Raw genomic sequence first — 14,873 nt, forward strand, 5'->3', positions numbered from 1 at the left:
TGCGCCGTGCCGAGACCGAAATCGCCAAGATGTTGTCGGGCCCGATAGGACGGTCGTTTAGAATGAAACGATGCACTGGCCAGTAGCGTGCCCCCTGGTGTCGTAAGTTGGAGATTCGTTTCATTAATTGGTTTTGCTGCCAGCGGTGACGAAGTGCTGCTTGAAAAGGTGTTCAGATTCTCGCAGGCCGTCCTCCGTCAGCACCACGGATTTCGCTTTGTTGACCGGATCGGCAATGAGCCCTCGTTCATGCAGTCGGTTGAGCGCATCCCAATCGAAGCTTTTCCAAGCCCGGCTATGGTCATGCAGGGTCAAATAGAGGAGCGCGAGGACAGCATCGTCAATCGCCGCAGTATTGATGTTCATGGCGTTCATCCTGATACCATCAGTTGCCATCGCCAGCGTCTGCTGCTTCATCCTGTTCTGCCCTCCTTATTCACTCCGATCTATAACGCTCGGAGTAGCTCTGCGGTGGGCTTGATCAGCTTTGCCCCAGATGCGGGGTCGGTCTAAGTCTCGAACGGCCGGTTGCCGATCATCACGACGTGGTGTGCGCCATGGACAGTAGCTCGTAGTTCCAGCATGTTCCGCGGACTTACGGCAAAACGCAGGACATCGCTTCCCGACACGAGCGTTCCAACCGGAGCGCTCGTACTATTACGCGAAAGCTGCAGCAGGTAGAGACCGGACGACGCGCTTTCTACGCGGTTCGCATCGCGTGACACCAGCACCATGACTGCATGCCCTTCTTCGTCCTTCGGGCAGGAAATCTCAGTGTCGAAACTGCCGCCATCGAAATGCACGGTGTAGAGGCCCAATCCACCGATCCGATGCCTGGCATCCTCCAATGCGCGAAGCGCTCCACTGCGTATCGTCACATCGTCGGTGAAAGTGGTGGCAGGCAGGGTGTAGCGAGGCTGCGGTTCTTTGAAAACACAGTCCGATGACTGGACGGATCCGACAGGGCCGTCAGATCGAACGACCGAAACGCCGAAAGACTGCTGGATGTTGACACCGGAAACGCAGGAGGAGACGTCGAGTTCTCCTATGAACGCCGGGACGGGGACGCCATGACCAAGGTAAGGATCGTCCCATCCGGCGCCAACGGCACCGGTTCGCTTGCGATGGTCGCGATAGCCGACGCGTTCCATATAAACGCCGTTGAAGACAGCCGATTGGCATGCATCAACCAGCACCGCTGGACGCGGCGAGTAAGCGTGCGTTATTTGCATGAAAACATTGCTATTCGAAGGGCGCGCATAGCGCGCCATGACGCGTATGCAGAATCCGCAAATGCCCCGATAGGGATACGCCCTCGCCGGTGACGCGGCATTAGTCGGCGCGCTGAGTCTGCGCTCGCTGTTGATTGACTTGAAGAACGTGGCATCGAACCATTGATCGATCTTGCGCTCATCGTCGCCATAGACGCGGTCATAGATGTTACGTACGTTGATGACGGTGCACTTGTCCGCGAAGCCGCCTCGTTCGTTGTAGTCGTCGTTGCGATCGACCCATTGCCCTCCGACAAGAACAGGGACGCCCGTGCGCAGCGCCTCGATATTGCTGAACGTGCACTGTTCCAGCACAGCCGCATAGATACCCACCCCGCAGCCGACAAAGTGAAGTCTGTCAAAGATGCAGCCTGCGAGCGTCGCGGACAGGGCGCCAAAAGCCATGAAGCAATCCACGCATGTCAGATTCTCGAGCCCTGCATCCATCGCCGTGTCGAATTGATCGAGCAAGCCGAAAGTGACTGGCTGCGACGCGTCCGCCATGCCGTAGCGATAGTTGCCCTTCACCACGGCGTTATGCCCATATAGCTTGACCCCCGGCCATACGCCTACGCAATAGGGCTGTCGCATGGCAGGCTCAGACGGGAGTCTCCTGCCTTTTCCCTGCTTAACCGTGCCATCGTCGTGACAAGGGATGGCCAGCGTTCCGCGCGCGGCTGCAAGGTAGAACGTGCCGTTATCAAGCACAACGCACTGAGTCCGGCCCGTCGATGCATAGAGCGATCCTGCGAATGCGACGGCGCGATTGATCGCGTCACCGTCATCCGTCGTGCCGTCACCGCGTGCACCGAACCATCGGGCATGGATGTCGCCCTCGAATACGCGCTTCCAACGCTTTCCGCTCTTCGAAACCAGCACTGTGCCACCATTGTCCCGGCTCGAGACGTCGGTAGGATCGAGCCAATAATATGCAGCATCCAAATCGCGTTCGCCCGCAGCGTGCTGAAAAACGAGCAGTCTCGTAAGCGGTCCGCCGTACTCACGCAAGCTGGCGTAGCCCTGAATCGGACCTTGCGCAAGCACAAACTCAGCGAGGTGTCGGATTTCGGTGTATGCGAGCGAAGACCTGGTGACTATCACCCTGTCGTCGGGCGACAAGTCGCTCACGGGCTGCATCGAGGTCGAACCGCTCTGCGTGTGCGACGGCTGCAGTCCCGATGCCTGCCGCTGCGCCGCTTGTGCAGATGCGCCAGACAGGCCGAAGCAGGCGGCCATGATTCTCCTCAAGGCTCCACGTCTGTTTTTGAGCGCGTCCCCCGCCAACCGCACCTTTTCCTGGAAGTCGGCCATACGTTCAGAAGGTGGGTGTGAGAGTCACGAAAGCGGACCGAGCGACGCGTGCGCAAGAATCTGCTTCCTGCAGAGGCCGATATAGACGCCATAGTCGGCGATGATGCTCGCAATGATGGACGACCAGACCACCCATTCCACTGTGCCGAACTTCAAGAGCAGACATACCTTGAGCGGAATGGATACCGCGCTAAAGATCAGCACGGCAAGCAACTGGGGGCGTAATTCGCTCATTCCATTCAAAAAGATGGTGAAAGCGTTTCCCATTGCTTCGACCACCGCCAGCATCCCCGCCGCGCACAGCAATGGGAAAGGTACAGCCAGGTGATTGCCCGTCCAAACCTTCAGAAGCCAGGGGGAAGCTGCCAGAATCAGCGCGCTTGTCAGCACCGCGATGCCGCCCGTGACGCCCATGGACACCTTCAGCGTGTGCCTGATGAACATCTTCTCACCGCGCGAGTGTGCGTCGGCATAGAGACCCCAGAGCGGCCCCGACAGCATGGCCATCCCGACGGTGATCGCCTGGAACAACCGCTGCGCAACGGCCAGTCGCGCCACTTCCTTCGCGCCGAGAATGTTTGAAACGATCAGGGGATCGCATGCGCTGCCGCATATCATGCCAAGTTGAAGAATAAGGAACATGCCGCTCGTCCGCAGTAGCAGCCTCGAGTCTTGCCACCCCGTTCCCAGCCATATGCCGCGATGAACGCGAAAAATCCGCTCCCGGCGAAGACGCCAAACGAGAATCAACGTCGTGCCGACCTGCATGCCATAGGTAGAAAGCACGAGATACGGCAACGGTGCGCGATAGCGGTTGCAGAGATAAAGAAGCGGTAGCGAGAAAAAGTATCCGATCGCAGCAGCGATATGTGGCTCCCATGCTCGCTGAAGACCATAAAAAACCTTTCTCACGCCGCTTAGTGGGATGTTCACGCAAAACAGCGTGACGAAAACCACGGTTGACTCTACCGCTTCTCTTGTGACGTCTGCCGATTCGATCTTGAGCAGCCTTTGGAAGTCCAGCAACCTCACGCCACCAACGAGCACAGCCCCAGCGGCTGCGCCGATCACCACGAGCAGCAGTACGCCGCGAGTCGCAATCGTCTGCAGTTTCTCTTGATCGCCGCTCGTTTTCGCGTCCGCAACCAGGTTGACGAGGCCATTCGCCACGCCAAGGTCAAGCACCGACAACATCACTGCGAGGCTTGATATTGTCATCCAGATGCCAAAGCGCTCTTGCCCGAGATACGGAAGCGTTAAAGAGACCGAGAGCAGCACTACCGCAAAGCCCATCGCGGCACTCACCGCATTGCATGCAGCGGAACGCGCGGCGCGCACATAGCGATCCCTGTCGCGCCCTTCCGAGGCTCCGATACCAAACGGCAAGCGACGAAAACAGAGCCGCAGGATGGAGACCGGTGCACGCACGAAAAAATTATCTGCAAGCGGCATTGGAGCGTGTGATCCTCTGACGCTGCTCTTCCGCGAATGAGATGTCCTGGAAGGGGCAGCAACGGTTGAGCGAAAATCGCGCTGACGAACTCAACTTCCTGCGACAGCCATCCTGCACGCGTGTGTTAAAGCAGAAATGCTTACGCTACCTGCTTGCTCATCAACGCGATATAGTTCTGCGCGACTCTGGAGATATGAAACCGATTGTTGAAACACTGCTTTGCCGAACATTGCATCGCAACCTTCTCGTCGTCCGGCAGCATTGCCCATTGCGTCAGAAGGCGGGTGATACCCTCTCGCGTGTCGTCGTCCACGAACCCGGCTCCATCGGCAACGACCTCCTGCCAGATTCCGACCTTGTCGGTCAAGAGCACCGGCACGCCGCACGCTAGTGCTTCGGCCACCACCACGCCGAAGTTTTCCTGATGCGAGGGCAAAACCATGACGTCGGCAGCGCGCAGCAGGGACCACTTGTGCGCCCCCGTTACCATGCCAGGCCAGCTGACACGATCCGCGATGCCGAGCCGCACGGCCTCGCGACGCAATCTCGCCCCGAGTCCATGATCATCGGGGCCTGCGACGACGAGGCGATAGTCGGTGCTCAAGTTCTGGAGATCGCGAAACGACTGGATTAGCAAGTCGCAGCCCTTCTTCTCGTGAATTCGCCCGAGAAAGAGGATAATCTTGCCCGGCGTCGCTAGCGAATGCCGCTGCGCAACGTCCAAGTTTTCCGTCGAAGGTGGCGGTGCCGTGCCAATCATCATCATCAGCTCCTTCGCCCTGTACAGCGGAAACGCCAGGCGCGCCAGTTCGCGCTCACTGTCGGTGGTGAAGAGAACCCCCTTCGCATTGCTGATGACATGACGCTCCACAAATATCCAATAGACTAGCTTCTTGGCATGTTTCAACGGGCGGCCGATGTTGAACCATGGATCGAGCATGCCGTGCGGCATCACGAAATATGGGATCTTTTTCGGAAGAAGCGAAAGAACGGCCGCCGCGCTGTGGAACTGCCATATGCCGTCTACGATAATTGCATCGTACTTGTTCGCATGCTGTGTCAGCCACCCAACAAGCCTGAAGTTGAGCGCGTATTTGCCAGCGTGGTGGCCTAGCCTGACAACCAGATCGAAAGCATTGTCGTCCGATTTGTCAGCATCAATAGATGAGTCAAGACAGACAATGTCGGTAGTGTGTCCGGAAAGCCGGAGCTCCGTCGCGAGCCGTTTGAGCGCCTCAGCAGGACCACCATATCTTCGCTCGATTGACGAGATAATGTGAAGGGTTCTCAAGGCGGGATCTCCGGCTCACACTGACATTCATCATAACGCGCATGCGCGGTTCAACTCTTCAATTCTTCGCTTAATGTAGGGCGATCGACTTGCGTTCTCGCCGCCCTCATCTTCTCCCTGACTTTCAGAACGATGAAGTACTCATAGACCGACTGCAGCGTCGCATACACCAAGCCCGGGTGTCCGTCGAGGAAGCCTCGACGGACCAAGTAAAGTAGAACGAACTTGATCACCGGGCGGCATGGAAGTTGGTAGAACAGGCGCTTTTGATGATAGCGGCGAGTCTGGAAATCGGCCGCAAACAGCGCCTTGGAAAGGCTGAACTTGTTGCCGTTCGCCTTATTGCGAAGGAACTGATCCGCTTCCAGCGAACTGTAGGCGTTATGCCGTGAAAGCCAGTGCGATAGCCCCTTGCTGAAAGGGAAGTGATCGAGATAGCCGTCGAGCCGGCCAGTCTTGCCATCCACCACGGTGACGGGATTGACGAGCCGTTCATAGTGGATATGCTGGGGCCTGAAAAGCCGAACGAAGTACGGTGAAGCCTGCACGTGCCTGAGCCACCTGTCATTGAAGAAGTCGCGGCGTCTAATCTGAAACGCCACCGCATCGCCGGCGTTCGAGACCGCCATTTCAATCTCCGGTTGGAGCAATGGGGGAACGCGCTCGTCGGCATCCAGATACAGCACCCATTCGTGCTTGAATGGGATGTTTTTCAATCCCCAGTTCTGGTGAGTGGACCAGTCGTCGAATGGTCTGGAGATCACGTTCGCGCATAGCGAGCGAGCGTACGCGACGGTCCCGTCTGTGCTGAGCGAATCAAATACGTGGATGTCGTCGGACCACCCGATGACGGTCTCAAGACAACCAGGCAAATCCTGTTCTTCATTCTTCGTCAGCACTAGTACAGACACATTGCTCATTGGGCTCTCCATGCTTGACTCTAAGAGAAATCTTCCTTGCTGGCATGCCGGCATACACAGTCCACTCATCCAGCAGACTCCGCGTTACCACTGATCGCGCGCCTACAACCGCTCCCGGCGCGATATGAATGCCAGGGCAAACGAAGACTTCAGAGCACACCCACGCGTCCGATCCGACAATAATCGGCTTTGCAGTTAGCTGAAACGTCGGATGGTTGTAGTCGTGACTTCCTGTACAGAGCTGCGCGCCCTGCGATATCGTGCAACGCTCACCTAACGTGATGCGTTCGATGGAATACAAGTTCACTCCATTGGCAACGCCTGTAAAGTCGCCGATCGAAAGATTCCATGGCGCCCAGATGCGCACACGCGGATAGACGTGAACTCCTGCGCCTATAGTGGCCCCGAATAGTCGCAGAATCCAGCGACGCCACGCATGAAAGACACGCGGCGTCGGCACGAAGAAAACGATGTAGATGACGCCCCAAAGAACCCTCAGAAATCTGTTCGACAACGAAAATGAAGGTCCCTGTCTCGAATTCACGCCTTTCAGGATTATGCTCGGACGAACGCCTTCCCGGTTGATTGCATCTTTAGGCATAGACTCCTCTCTCAACGGACCATCGTAGCGTCCACACGGCTCAATACCCGCGGTTGGCGGAAAGCATCAAGCTTTTGGCGGGGTGCTGCCGGCAGCGTGCTGATTGACACATCGCATCCCCAGCAGCAGGAGCATCATAGTCGGATTCGCCCCACCTCCCGTCGGCAAGACTGATGTGGCAAGCAGCTGGACATTCGCGACACCGAAGAGGTTGAGGTTTTTGTCCACCACGCCATCGGCGGGGCAAGCACCCATGCGAGTCGAACCTGTGGGATGGAAGATGCCTTCTGCGTTATCGATGTTGGCCCAGATTTGCTGTGGCTCGATCGATTTCCATACGCCAAGCGAGGCGAATTTGCTCGTTCTCCAAGTTCTTTTAAATAGTTCCGATGTCTCGATTACGTTTTCTTTGTCTTCCGTGGACAACCTCCAGTTGATCTCAGCGAGTGGCAAGCCGAAGCGGTCGCAGCACGTATCGCTGAGAGTGATACGATTGTTGGGAGATGGAAGCTGCTCAACCACCGCATGGACAATCAGGCGCGAGTGGGCGGGAAACAGTAGACGTTTGTTCACGAGCCTCCACCACATGGCGCGCGCAAGCCAGGGGGTATTCGCAATCAAATCGAACATTACTCGTGGCGGCGGTGACTTACGACGCTGTACATTCCGGAATATCTCCCGTAGCACATCAAAGCCACCGGGTTTCTCAACCTCGAACCCGATGTGGCAGAAACCTGGCGGCAGATGCCGCCGCGCCTCCGCTTGTGGCGCTAGCTCGAAACGAATATTGCGCATTGAACCGGCGGCGCCGAATCGAAAGCCGACGATCTTATTTAGCAAAGCGCTTTCGGAGGCGACGATTTCCGCTACTTCTGCGGAAATATGATCCGTGAAGTTATGACCGAGCACAGACGTAAGGGCCGAGACGGCTCCATTGTTCTGACGGTCGATTAGCAATGCCAGACGGGTTGTTTCGATCGCGCCAGCGGCGACGATGAGCTTCCTCCCCGAAATAGCTAGCCTGTCACCATTTGGCGATACCGCTTCCAGTCGGACGCCTTCAGTCTGAGTTTTGATTTTGACGACATGGGCATTCAACCAGACCTGAAGGTTGGCTGCCGCAGCGACGTCAGCGTCCAACAACGCCGCTACATTGCGCTTCCGGAATTCTGGCCACTTGGCGAGACGATTGACATGGGTCCCACCGAGCTCGAACGGAAAGGAGACGTCGGAATACGGGCCCGGTTCCAGGGAGAATAGCCGCTCGACGTCACCGATGAAAGGGGTTAGTTCATCGAGTGAGATCGGCCAGTGGGCATTGCAGAGATCAGAGTTTTGGAAGGGAATGAGGGCACCGCCCCATCGCATCGAGGTACCGCCCAAGCATCGGAAACGTCCGTGCGAGGCACCCTTGTAGAACATCCCCTGCTGGACGACTTCATTGAGCGGATGCGTGTCCTCTTCCTGGCGCAATCCGCCGGTTTCCAGACAGATGACGGTTGCGCCTGTCTTCCGCGCCAGTAGTACGCTGATCGGTAGGCCGACGGTTCCCGCGCCGATGACTATGAAATCGGCTGCCCGCGAAATCGCGCCCTGCCCGCCCAGGTCATTGAGCATCGGCCGTTTCCTCCACGAGCCGGGCATATTGCTGCAGCCTGGCCAACTGCTTCGTGCTCACGATGATTGCGCCATTGGTATTGCGAAGTAGTGCCCGACGCAGAACCTCTGTCACGGACAGCGGCGACCCCTCCTTGCGGGACGCGGAGACATAACCATAAGTGATCTGGAAGGGCTTGCGGTAGCAGGTCAGTACGTCAGCCTCGCGACCGGTGAGACTGTCGTGGACCTGAATGAAGCGGGTCAGTTCCGAGCCGGCAGCGAGGAACGGTTCGACCTTATCCGTAGTTAGCGCGAGGCCGAAAGTACGGACCGTTCCGTCGCGTAGGAGCCTCTCGAGCCATTTCAACCATTCATCAGTATTGAGCAGGGAAAGTTCAGGCTCGTGCAGCGCGTAGATGTCGATAGAGTCACGTTTCAGACGACGCAAACTGCCCTCGAGTGTTCTCTTCGCTCGGGCGACTGAGAAATCCACCGTTGGACCCGAGATGGTCTTGATGAAGCGCCCTGTCGCCTTGCGAACAAAAACAGCGGCTCCGCTTTGCTCCTCGCCGCCGGGCGAATAGATACCGACTTTGGTGGTGACAGTGACCTCCGGTCGTGCTTTGAGAACGTGGCCAAGATCGCGCTCGGCCAAGCCAAAGCCATAGTAGGGGGCCGTGTCGAAATGGGTGAACCCGGCGTCCACCGCAGAGAATAATAGTCGTCGTCTTGCTTTTTCGGAGCCACTGTTGAAAAGACTGGCGGTGCCGAATATGAATCTCGAAAGTACGATGGGAGTCCCGGTCAACTGAACGCTTTGCACGATTAGCTCCCGCTAAATGCTGGTCAAGCCCGCGCCTTGAATTGAATGACGAGAATGTTCTACCCACGATCAGCGTTACCGCGGCGATAAGACGTCAGTTCCTTGGTAAGGTCTGTGCGTAGTCCGCCAGATTAACCGTGTCAGTATCCATGGCATGGTTGTACGAACTCTCCGCTTAGGCCGCTGTATACCGAGCACTGGATGGGTTAGCACAGCGTGTTCACGCGATCGCATCTGGCGAACTTGAATCTCGTCGACGTGAAAGGAATATAAGCGCCGCGCCTTGACGCCCCCGGTCAAGACGGAAATTGGCAAGAAGTTGTCGGCTTTCGCCCACCGCGAGTGGCAAGAGACCGGCACCAGGCCTCCTGCGCCCACACGACTTGCGATCACATGTCCTCGCTGGCGAAGCCCATCTAGGCGAGGCACGACAAGCATTTGTCCGACCGGGCAGTTGGATATCTGCGATCTTCGAATCAAGAAGGCGAACGCGCAGCTTTGACACAACGCGAATACGAATGCGACTGCGAGCAAGCCACGGATCGATAGCCTCCATCAGAGTCCGAACGCATGGGTCGTACGTTCCCGTGCCCAACGCAGACTTGATCTTCTTTTTCCCAGGATGTGGATTGCTCAATGAAAGTGCTGATAATCTCGCTCAACTATGCCCCAGAGGTGACAGGGGTGGGAAAGTACTCCGCGGAGCTTGCGGAGTGGCTCGCATTACAGGGGCACACGATACGCGTGATAACCGCGTCTCCATACTATCCTGAGTGGCGCATCAAGGCTGGCTATAACGCGTTGACGTACTCGACTGAGCAAATCAACAACGTTTCCGTCATACGCGTTCCCTTCTGGTGCCCCAAGCGCCCGTCGGGTCTGAAGCGCGTGCTACATCTGATGAGCTTCGCGGTCTTCGCGAGTCCGGCCGCCCTATGGCAGATCGCGTGGCGTCCGCACGCCGTGTGGCTCGTTGAGCCACCTTTGTTCGCGTCTCCCGTCGCGTTGTTCGCCGCCCGCGTCGCCAGCGCCTCATGTTGGCTTCATGTACAGGACTACGAAGTCGACGCAGCGTTTCGACTGGGCATACTGAAAGGCCATGTCGCAAGAAAGCTGGCTTTGCGCGTGGAAAGATGGTTGATGTCACGCGCGGACGTCGTCTCGACACCCTCCGCAGCGATGACACGGCTCGCCGTGCAGAAGGGCGTCTCCTCGGAAAAAGCTTTCACCTTTCCCAACTGGGTCGATACTCAACACGCGCATCCAAACAGCACGGACAACCCCTATCGCGCACAGCTCACCATCGGCCACGGAGCGCTGGTCGTCCTCTACTCAGGCAATCTCGGACTTAAGCAAGGTCTGGAAATCATTGTCGACGCTGCAAAGCTTCTCACGTGGCGCGCGGACATCATGTTCCTGATCTGTGGTGCTGGACCAGCAAAAGATGTCCTGCTCGAAAAGGCCCGTGACGTACCGAACGTCAAGTTTCTCGGGCTGCAACCTAAAGAGCGGTTCAATGAATTGCTATCGCTTGCGGACATACACGTCCTTCCACAGCTTGCGGGCGCCGCGGATCTCGTCATGCCTTCGAAGCTTGGCCCAATGCTGTCGAGCAGCCGACCGGTAATTGCGACCGCGAATGAAGGTACCGAGTTATGGAGCGTCATCAACTCGGTCGGCGTCGCGGTCGAGCCCGGCTCTTTCACGGCATTGTCACACGCCATCCTTCGTCTCGCCGACGACCCGTCGCTTCGTGAGCGCCTTGGCACCCTCGGACGGCAATACGCCGCATCCAATTTCTCGAAAGAAACGATTCTTCTCCAGTTTGAAGCACGGCTTCGCAGCTCAGTTCTCGGCAAACGAGACCTCGGAGACCGCGCGACGACGTAGGCCCACTTAACAGTCTTCGGATCCGGTGCTAGCGCAAATGAGCGAGATCCAGCTTGCTTCGTAAGCCTCACAAGTATCCTAAGGAGGCAGGGATGAATTCAGAAGGGCTTAGTGCTGACCTTCCCGTAGACTGGACGGATGAGGAGTCGGAGTTCTTTATGCGTGCAGTGGAGGCGATCGCACTGGCCTACAAAGAACAGACCATCACGCTTGAAGAGGCCGGAGACCGGATTTGTATGGTTGCGGTCACGAGACTCGGTGAAGCCATGGGCATGAATGATTCAATCAGATGTATTAGCCGGGACCAGATCTGAAGCGGCTTCGCCTTGCAGCGCTTTTCGTCCATCCAGACGTCAGCACCTAGACTTTTGCAGACCTTCCCTACTAATTCACCAAGGTATGCGGCCAGTTCAACGCGCCGTAGTTTCATTAAGTCAAAACTTAGCCCCGTCCGGCCGATAAAGGTTGAAAGTAACTGGTGGGATTTTTTTCACGCGGTAAGTTATGGCGTGTAACGATATTTACATGGCACAACTTCTCATTATCTCTCCAGTTTATCTTCAAGGTCTACTATATGAAGAATACGCTTGAACCAGGAATACCGATATATGGGAACTCGCTGATTCGCATCAGGCGCAGACTCCCGATATCGTTATACGAAACGGGAAGTCGATGCTTGTTATTACTATTTTCGTTCTGATTACCGGGGTTGCTGCCCATATTGCAGTGACGCCTCCGCTATTTTGAAGCGGACACCTTGCATCTCGACATTGAGGCAAGGCCGCTACATTTTCCGCTGACAGTCGTTTTTATCGCGCGCCGCGATCTGGATGCCGGGCTCGCACCACCGCCCTTTGGCAACGTATTTTTCTCGCCTGAAAACCTTGTCGATTAAAACGGCAAGGATAAATCTGAAAACGAGAGAATCGAAGTCCGACGACATATGGAAATCCTGTCTTCTTTCCGTGTGACGAATAGAAACCTGCCGAACTGGAGGCCGCATGACGCCAATCTTATCTGACGCGCTGGCACCGCTTGATTGTCCGAGACAGGACATTCGGTCTGTTCAGTGTTCGACAATCGTGAAGCACGTGGCGATTATTTTGTATGACGGATTTTCGTTGCTGGACGCCGGTACGCTCGCCGAAGCTCTGCATGTCGCTAATGAATTACAATCACAAAGTTCGAATCATTCCGTGACATATCGCGTGAACCTCATCTCGGCTCGCGGTGGAGGGGTTGTGTGCTCGTCATCGATGATGGTTTGGACAGAGCATTTTTCCACGCGCGATTTCGATCGTCTCGACAACATCTTCGTTCCCAGCGGAAGTGGTGTTGCGCACGCCTCCGTCGACGACAACCTCATTGATCTGTTGCGACTGGTTTGTGCAAGAGGCGTCAGTGTCACCGCGATCGGGAATGGGCACATGGTTTTGTCGGCTGCCGGCATGGCGCGGTGCGATTGGCCTTCGATGAAGCATGAGATCCGTCTCCGATCGTTATCCGCGAGCGCTGCGGAGCATGATCGCGATCAGGCTTTGGCGACCTCGCTCGCACTGCTCAAGATGGATCTGGGAGCGGAGTTGGCCGCGCGCGTGGCGGACCGTCTCGGTTCGGATGGCGGGCGTACATTGGCCCCCGCGTTCGGCGAGATGGATGCAAAGACGCTCGCCGAGAAAGCACGTGCGTCGGCGCGTTGGATCGTCCAGAACTGCGCGAAGCCCATATCGGTGGGCGATGCGGCGCGCACGTCTTCGATGAGTGAGCGCAATTTCCTGCGTCTGTTCAAACGGGAGCTCGGTGTTACGCCTTCAAAGTACCTTCTTGGTGCGCGGCTCGATCTTACGTGCAAGCTGCTCGCCAGCAGCGATCTTCCGGTGGACAAGATCGCTCGCAGAACCGGTCTTAGCAACGGAGAGAGACTGTCGAAGCTTTTCCGTAAAGAGCTCTCGATGTCGCCTACCGAGTTCCGGACGCAGAGTCGACGAAAGAGTTGACGTACGAACAGCAATCCAGATGCGCAAGTGGGGAGTCACGTCAAGCGCACCGGTGAACCGCCCCGGGAATCGTGCGCACCTCATTTTTCTCACGAGCTCGGAGCTCTTGGAGCCATTCAGGTTTAGCGAATCACGGTGCGACATGTGTTGCCATCACTCTCGATTGCCAACGCAAGCTTCGACGCTCCACTTCAACGGAGTCAATTTCTTACGAGACGTTTCCCACTTCCGCTGAATGTATGCTCGCGTATCCCTTCTGGTACGGACGATCATTGGCTAGTACCGCCCAGATCGTCCGCGCCATTCTGTTTGCCAGTGCGACAATCACCACGTTCGGATGCCGCCGCTTTTTCAGCTGCTCGACCCACGCGCCTGGTTCTTTTGCATTTATCAACACACTGCGTGCACCGTGGATTGGCAGCGTTCGCAAATATGTCTCGCCGCGCTTACTTATGCCGTGAAGGTTTACCTTGCCAACCGAACCGGTCTGCTTCGGCACCGACGCCCGTCCTTTAGCCGTAACTTCGCCGTACTCGGTTAGCAGTCCGCGCAAGCCGTTGATTTGCATGGTCCGGAACTTCACAAGTTGCTCGCGCATGCGATGCAGCGCCAGCATTGCCTGCTGCATTTCAGTTTTCACCGCAACGGCCTTGCCAGGCTGCTGCACAGCAAGCCAGATCGCCCGGGCGTCCGCTGCGTCGTTTTTGTTTCGGATGTTGAATGCCTTCACGAATTCTCCTGGCATCAACTTGACCTGATGCCCATCTTCACCAGTGTCCGCGCCCAGTGGTGCGCACCTCCGCACGCTTCCATGCCGATAAGGCAAGGCAACCGGTTCGCAAAATGTTCGAGTAACGCTGCACGTTTGATTGGTTTGCTCACGATCTCGCCCGTGTCGCCCATACCATTTTTCTCAAGAGTGGGAGCCTCCACCAAATCCGGGGCGGTTCAGTTTAGAGCGTTGCTCCGAAAATGCGGACTTTCTGTATGTCGATACCTATTCTGGACACTCAAAAAAGCCTGAGCTTTTGTAAAGCCTCAGAACGCCGCCTGCGCGTGGTAAGTGCAGGCTTTTCTTTGGGCTGACGATCGGTCCGAGAACACAAACAAGTCTGCACTTTTGGCCACGTCAGGACGCGAGTCACCACCCTGCGCACGAGAGGCTGTAGTTCCTGTGCAGAGTGGGCATTCCAAAGCCTCAAATTATTGGGGCGCCATCATGAAATGCACGGCTTCCGCGCGCCTAACCAGTGGGCGCTGAAAACACTGGTTGCCCGCGCCACATTCATAGGGCAAATTACATCGATGTAGCAAGGGCGCATTTTCAGCAGTCTGGCCCATAAGTTAATCCCTCATTCAACCCGACTGGTGACGGCTGACGCTATAACGAGTCGCTGCCCCGCAATGAACATTCGCCAGCGCTGATCCCGAAAGCATACGGCGCGAAGAATGTCGGATTTAAGGCAATGCTGATCAAGCCGTGTAAACGCGGCTGATTGAGATGGCACATGCGTAAACTTTCCGAATCACGAATGAAGATGGTCATTCCGGTTCGTTTTGTCGCGCCGCAGGCGCTTTGCGCGGGCTTTTCGCCAGTGTTTCGCCCATTACGGGCGCACCTGTTGTTACGTCCCGGTCTAAATTAGGTTTGTCATCGCGAGCTATGTGGCGTGAGATTGCGAGGGGCGTCGCGCACTAAACGAGGAATGGAATGGGC

Annotated in this window: 11 protein-coding genes and 1 pseudogene; 3 read left to right on the plus strand and 9 right to left on the minus strand. The window is 56.6% G+C overall.

Annotated features, from left to right (window positions below):
- Window positions 1–123: 123 nt before the first annotated feature.
- The 8 genes from HDG37_RS33005 to HDG37_RS33040 all read right to left on the minus strand — a co-directional run bounded on the left by HDG37_RS33005 (window position 124) and on the right by HDG37_RS33040 (window position 9,269).
- Window positions 124–366 (minus strand): DUF6429 family protein, encoded by a 243-nt coding sequence (locus HDG37_RS33005; protein ID WP_184054997.1) that lies wholly within the window; start codon window positions 364–366, stop codon window positions 124–126.
- 143 nt (window positions 367–509) lie between these two features.
- Complete coding sequence (locus HDG37_RS33010; RefSeq protein WP_184054977.1) at window positions 510–2,582, minus strand: hypothetical protein; 2,073 nt, start codon at window positions 2,580–2,582, stop codon at window positions 510–512.
- A 24-nt stretch (window positions 2,583–2,606) separates the two neighbouring features.
- Entirely contained in the window at window positions 2,607–4,034 is a 1,428-nt protein-coding gene (locus HDG37_RS33015; RefSeq protein WP_184054979.1) for an MATE family efflux transporter, read from the minus strand.
- Between the two features lie 140 nt (window positions 4,035–4,174).
- Window positions 4,175–5,326 carry a glycosyltransferase gene (locus HDG37_RS33020; RefSeq protein ID WP_184054981.1) on the minus strand — a complete coding sequence of 384 codons (1,152 nt, stop codon included), beginning with the start codon at window positions 5,324–5,326 and terminating at the stop codon, window positions 4,175–4,177.
- Window positions 5,327–5,376: 50 nt separating this feature from the next.
- Window positions 5,377–6,246, minus strand: coding sequence for a glycosyltransferase family 2 protein (locus tag HDG37_RS33025; RefSeq protein ID WP_184054983.1), 870 nt, complete (start codon window positions 6,244–6,246; stop codon window positions 5,377–5,379).
- On the minus strand, window positions 6,209–6,847 hold the full coding sequence (locus HDG37_RS33030) for a putative colanic acid biosynthesis acetyltransferase (RefSeq protein ID WP_221312222.1): 639 nt from the start codon (window positions 6,845–6,847) through the stop codon (window positions 6,209–6,211). Before HDG37_RS33030 ends, HDG37_RS33025 begins: the two co-directional genes overlap by 38 nt.
- 66 nt (window positions 6,848–6,913) lie before the next feature.
- On the minus strand, window positions 6,914–8,464 hold the full coding sequence (locus tag HDG37_RS33035) for a GMC oxidoreductase (RefSeq protein ID WP_184054985.1): 1,551 nt from the start codon (window positions 8,462–8,464) through the stop codon (window positions 6,914–6,916).
- Entirely contained in the window at window positions 8,454–9,269 is an 816-nt protein-coding gene (locus tag HDG37_RS33040; RefSeq protein WP_184054987.1) for an aldo/keto reductase, read from the minus strand. The genes HDG37_RS33035 and HDG37_RS33040 overlap by 11 nt, the downstream gene beginning before the upstream one ends.
- Before the next feature lie 636 nt (window positions 9,270–9,905).
- On the opposite strand from HDG37_RS33040, the gene HDG37_RS33045 reads away from it, so the two are divergent.
- From HDG37_RS33045 to HDG37_RS33055, 3 genes are all read left to right on the plus strand, one after another.
- The gene (locus HDG37_RS33045) at window positions 9,906–11,159 is read left to right on the plus strand and encodes a glycosyltransferase WbuB (protein WP_184036569.1); all 1,254 of its coding nucleotides are present in this window, start codon (window positions 9,906–9,908) and stop codon (window positions 11,157–11,159) included.
- 92 nt (window positions 11,160–11,251) lie between these two features.
- On the plus strand, window positions 11,252–11,473 hold the full coding sequence (locus HDG37_RS33050) for a hypothetical protein (RefSeq protein WP_184054989.1): 222 nt from the start codon (window positions 11,252–11,254) through the stop codon (window positions 11,471–11,473).
- A gap of 687 nt (window positions 11,474–12,160) precedes the next feature.
- A complete protein-coding gene (locus HDG37_RS33055; protein ID WP_184054991.1) occupies window positions 12,161–13,156 on the plus strand; it encodes a GlxA family transcriptional regulator in 996 nt (331 codons plus the stop codon).
- Between the two features lie 208 nt (window positions 13,157–13,364).
- Here HDG37_RS33055 and HDG37_RS33060 read toward each other — a convergent pair.
- Window positions 13,365–14,059, minus strand: a pseudogene (locus HDG37_RS33060) (IS110 family transposase).
- Between the last annotated feature and the right edge of the window lie 814 nt (window positions 14,060–14,873).

Source organism: Paraburkholderia sp. MM5384-R2, assembly GCF_014201025.1.
In the GTDB taxonomy this organism is placed as follows: Bacteria; Pseudomonadota; Gammaproteobacteria; order Burkholderiales; family Burkholderiaceae; genus Paraburkholderia; species Paraburkholderia tuberum.

What these genes read in the sequence shown, in the direction of transcription:
- HDG37_RS33005 (WP_184054997.1), bottom strand. Translation starts at nt 366, where the DNA reads ATGAACATCAATACTGCGGCGATTGACGATGCTGTCCTCGCGCTCCTC.
- HDG37_RS33010 (WP_184054977.1), bottom strand. Translation starts at nt 2,582, where the DNA reads ATGGCCGACTTCCAGGAAAAGGTGCGGTTGGCGGGGGACGCGCTCAAA.
- HDG37_RS33015 (WP_184054979.1), bottom strand. Translation starts at nt 4,034, where the DNA reads ATGCCGCTTGCAGATAATTTTTTCGTGCGTGCACCGGTCTCCATCCTG.
- HDG37_RS33025 (WP_184054983.1), bottom strand. Translation starts at nt 6,246, where the DNA reads ATGAGCAATGTGTCTGTACTAGTGCTGACGAAGAATGAAGAACAGGAT.
- HDG37_RS33030 (WP_221312222.1), bottom strand. Translation starts at nt 6,847, where the DNA reads ATGCCTAAAGATGCAATCAACCGGGAAGGCGTTCGTCCGAGCATAATC.
- HDG37_RS33035 (WP_184054985.1), bottom strand. Translation starts at nt 8,464, where the DNA reads ATGCTCAATGACCTGGGCGGGCAGGGCGCGATTTCGCGGGCAGCCGAT.
- HDG37_RS33045 (WP_184036569.1), top strand. Translation starts at nt 9,906, where the DNA reads ATGAAAGTGCTGATAATCTCGCTCAACTATGCCCCAGAGGTGACAGGG.
- HDG37_RS33050 (WP_184054989.1), top strand. Translation starts at nt 11,252, where the DNA reads ATGAATTCAGAAGGGCTTAGTGCTGACCTTCCCGTAGACTGGACGGAT.
- HDG37_RS33055 (WP_184054991.1), top strand. Translation starts at nt 12,161, where the DNA reads ATGACGCCAATCTTATCTGACGCGCTGGCACCGCTTGATTGTCCGAGA.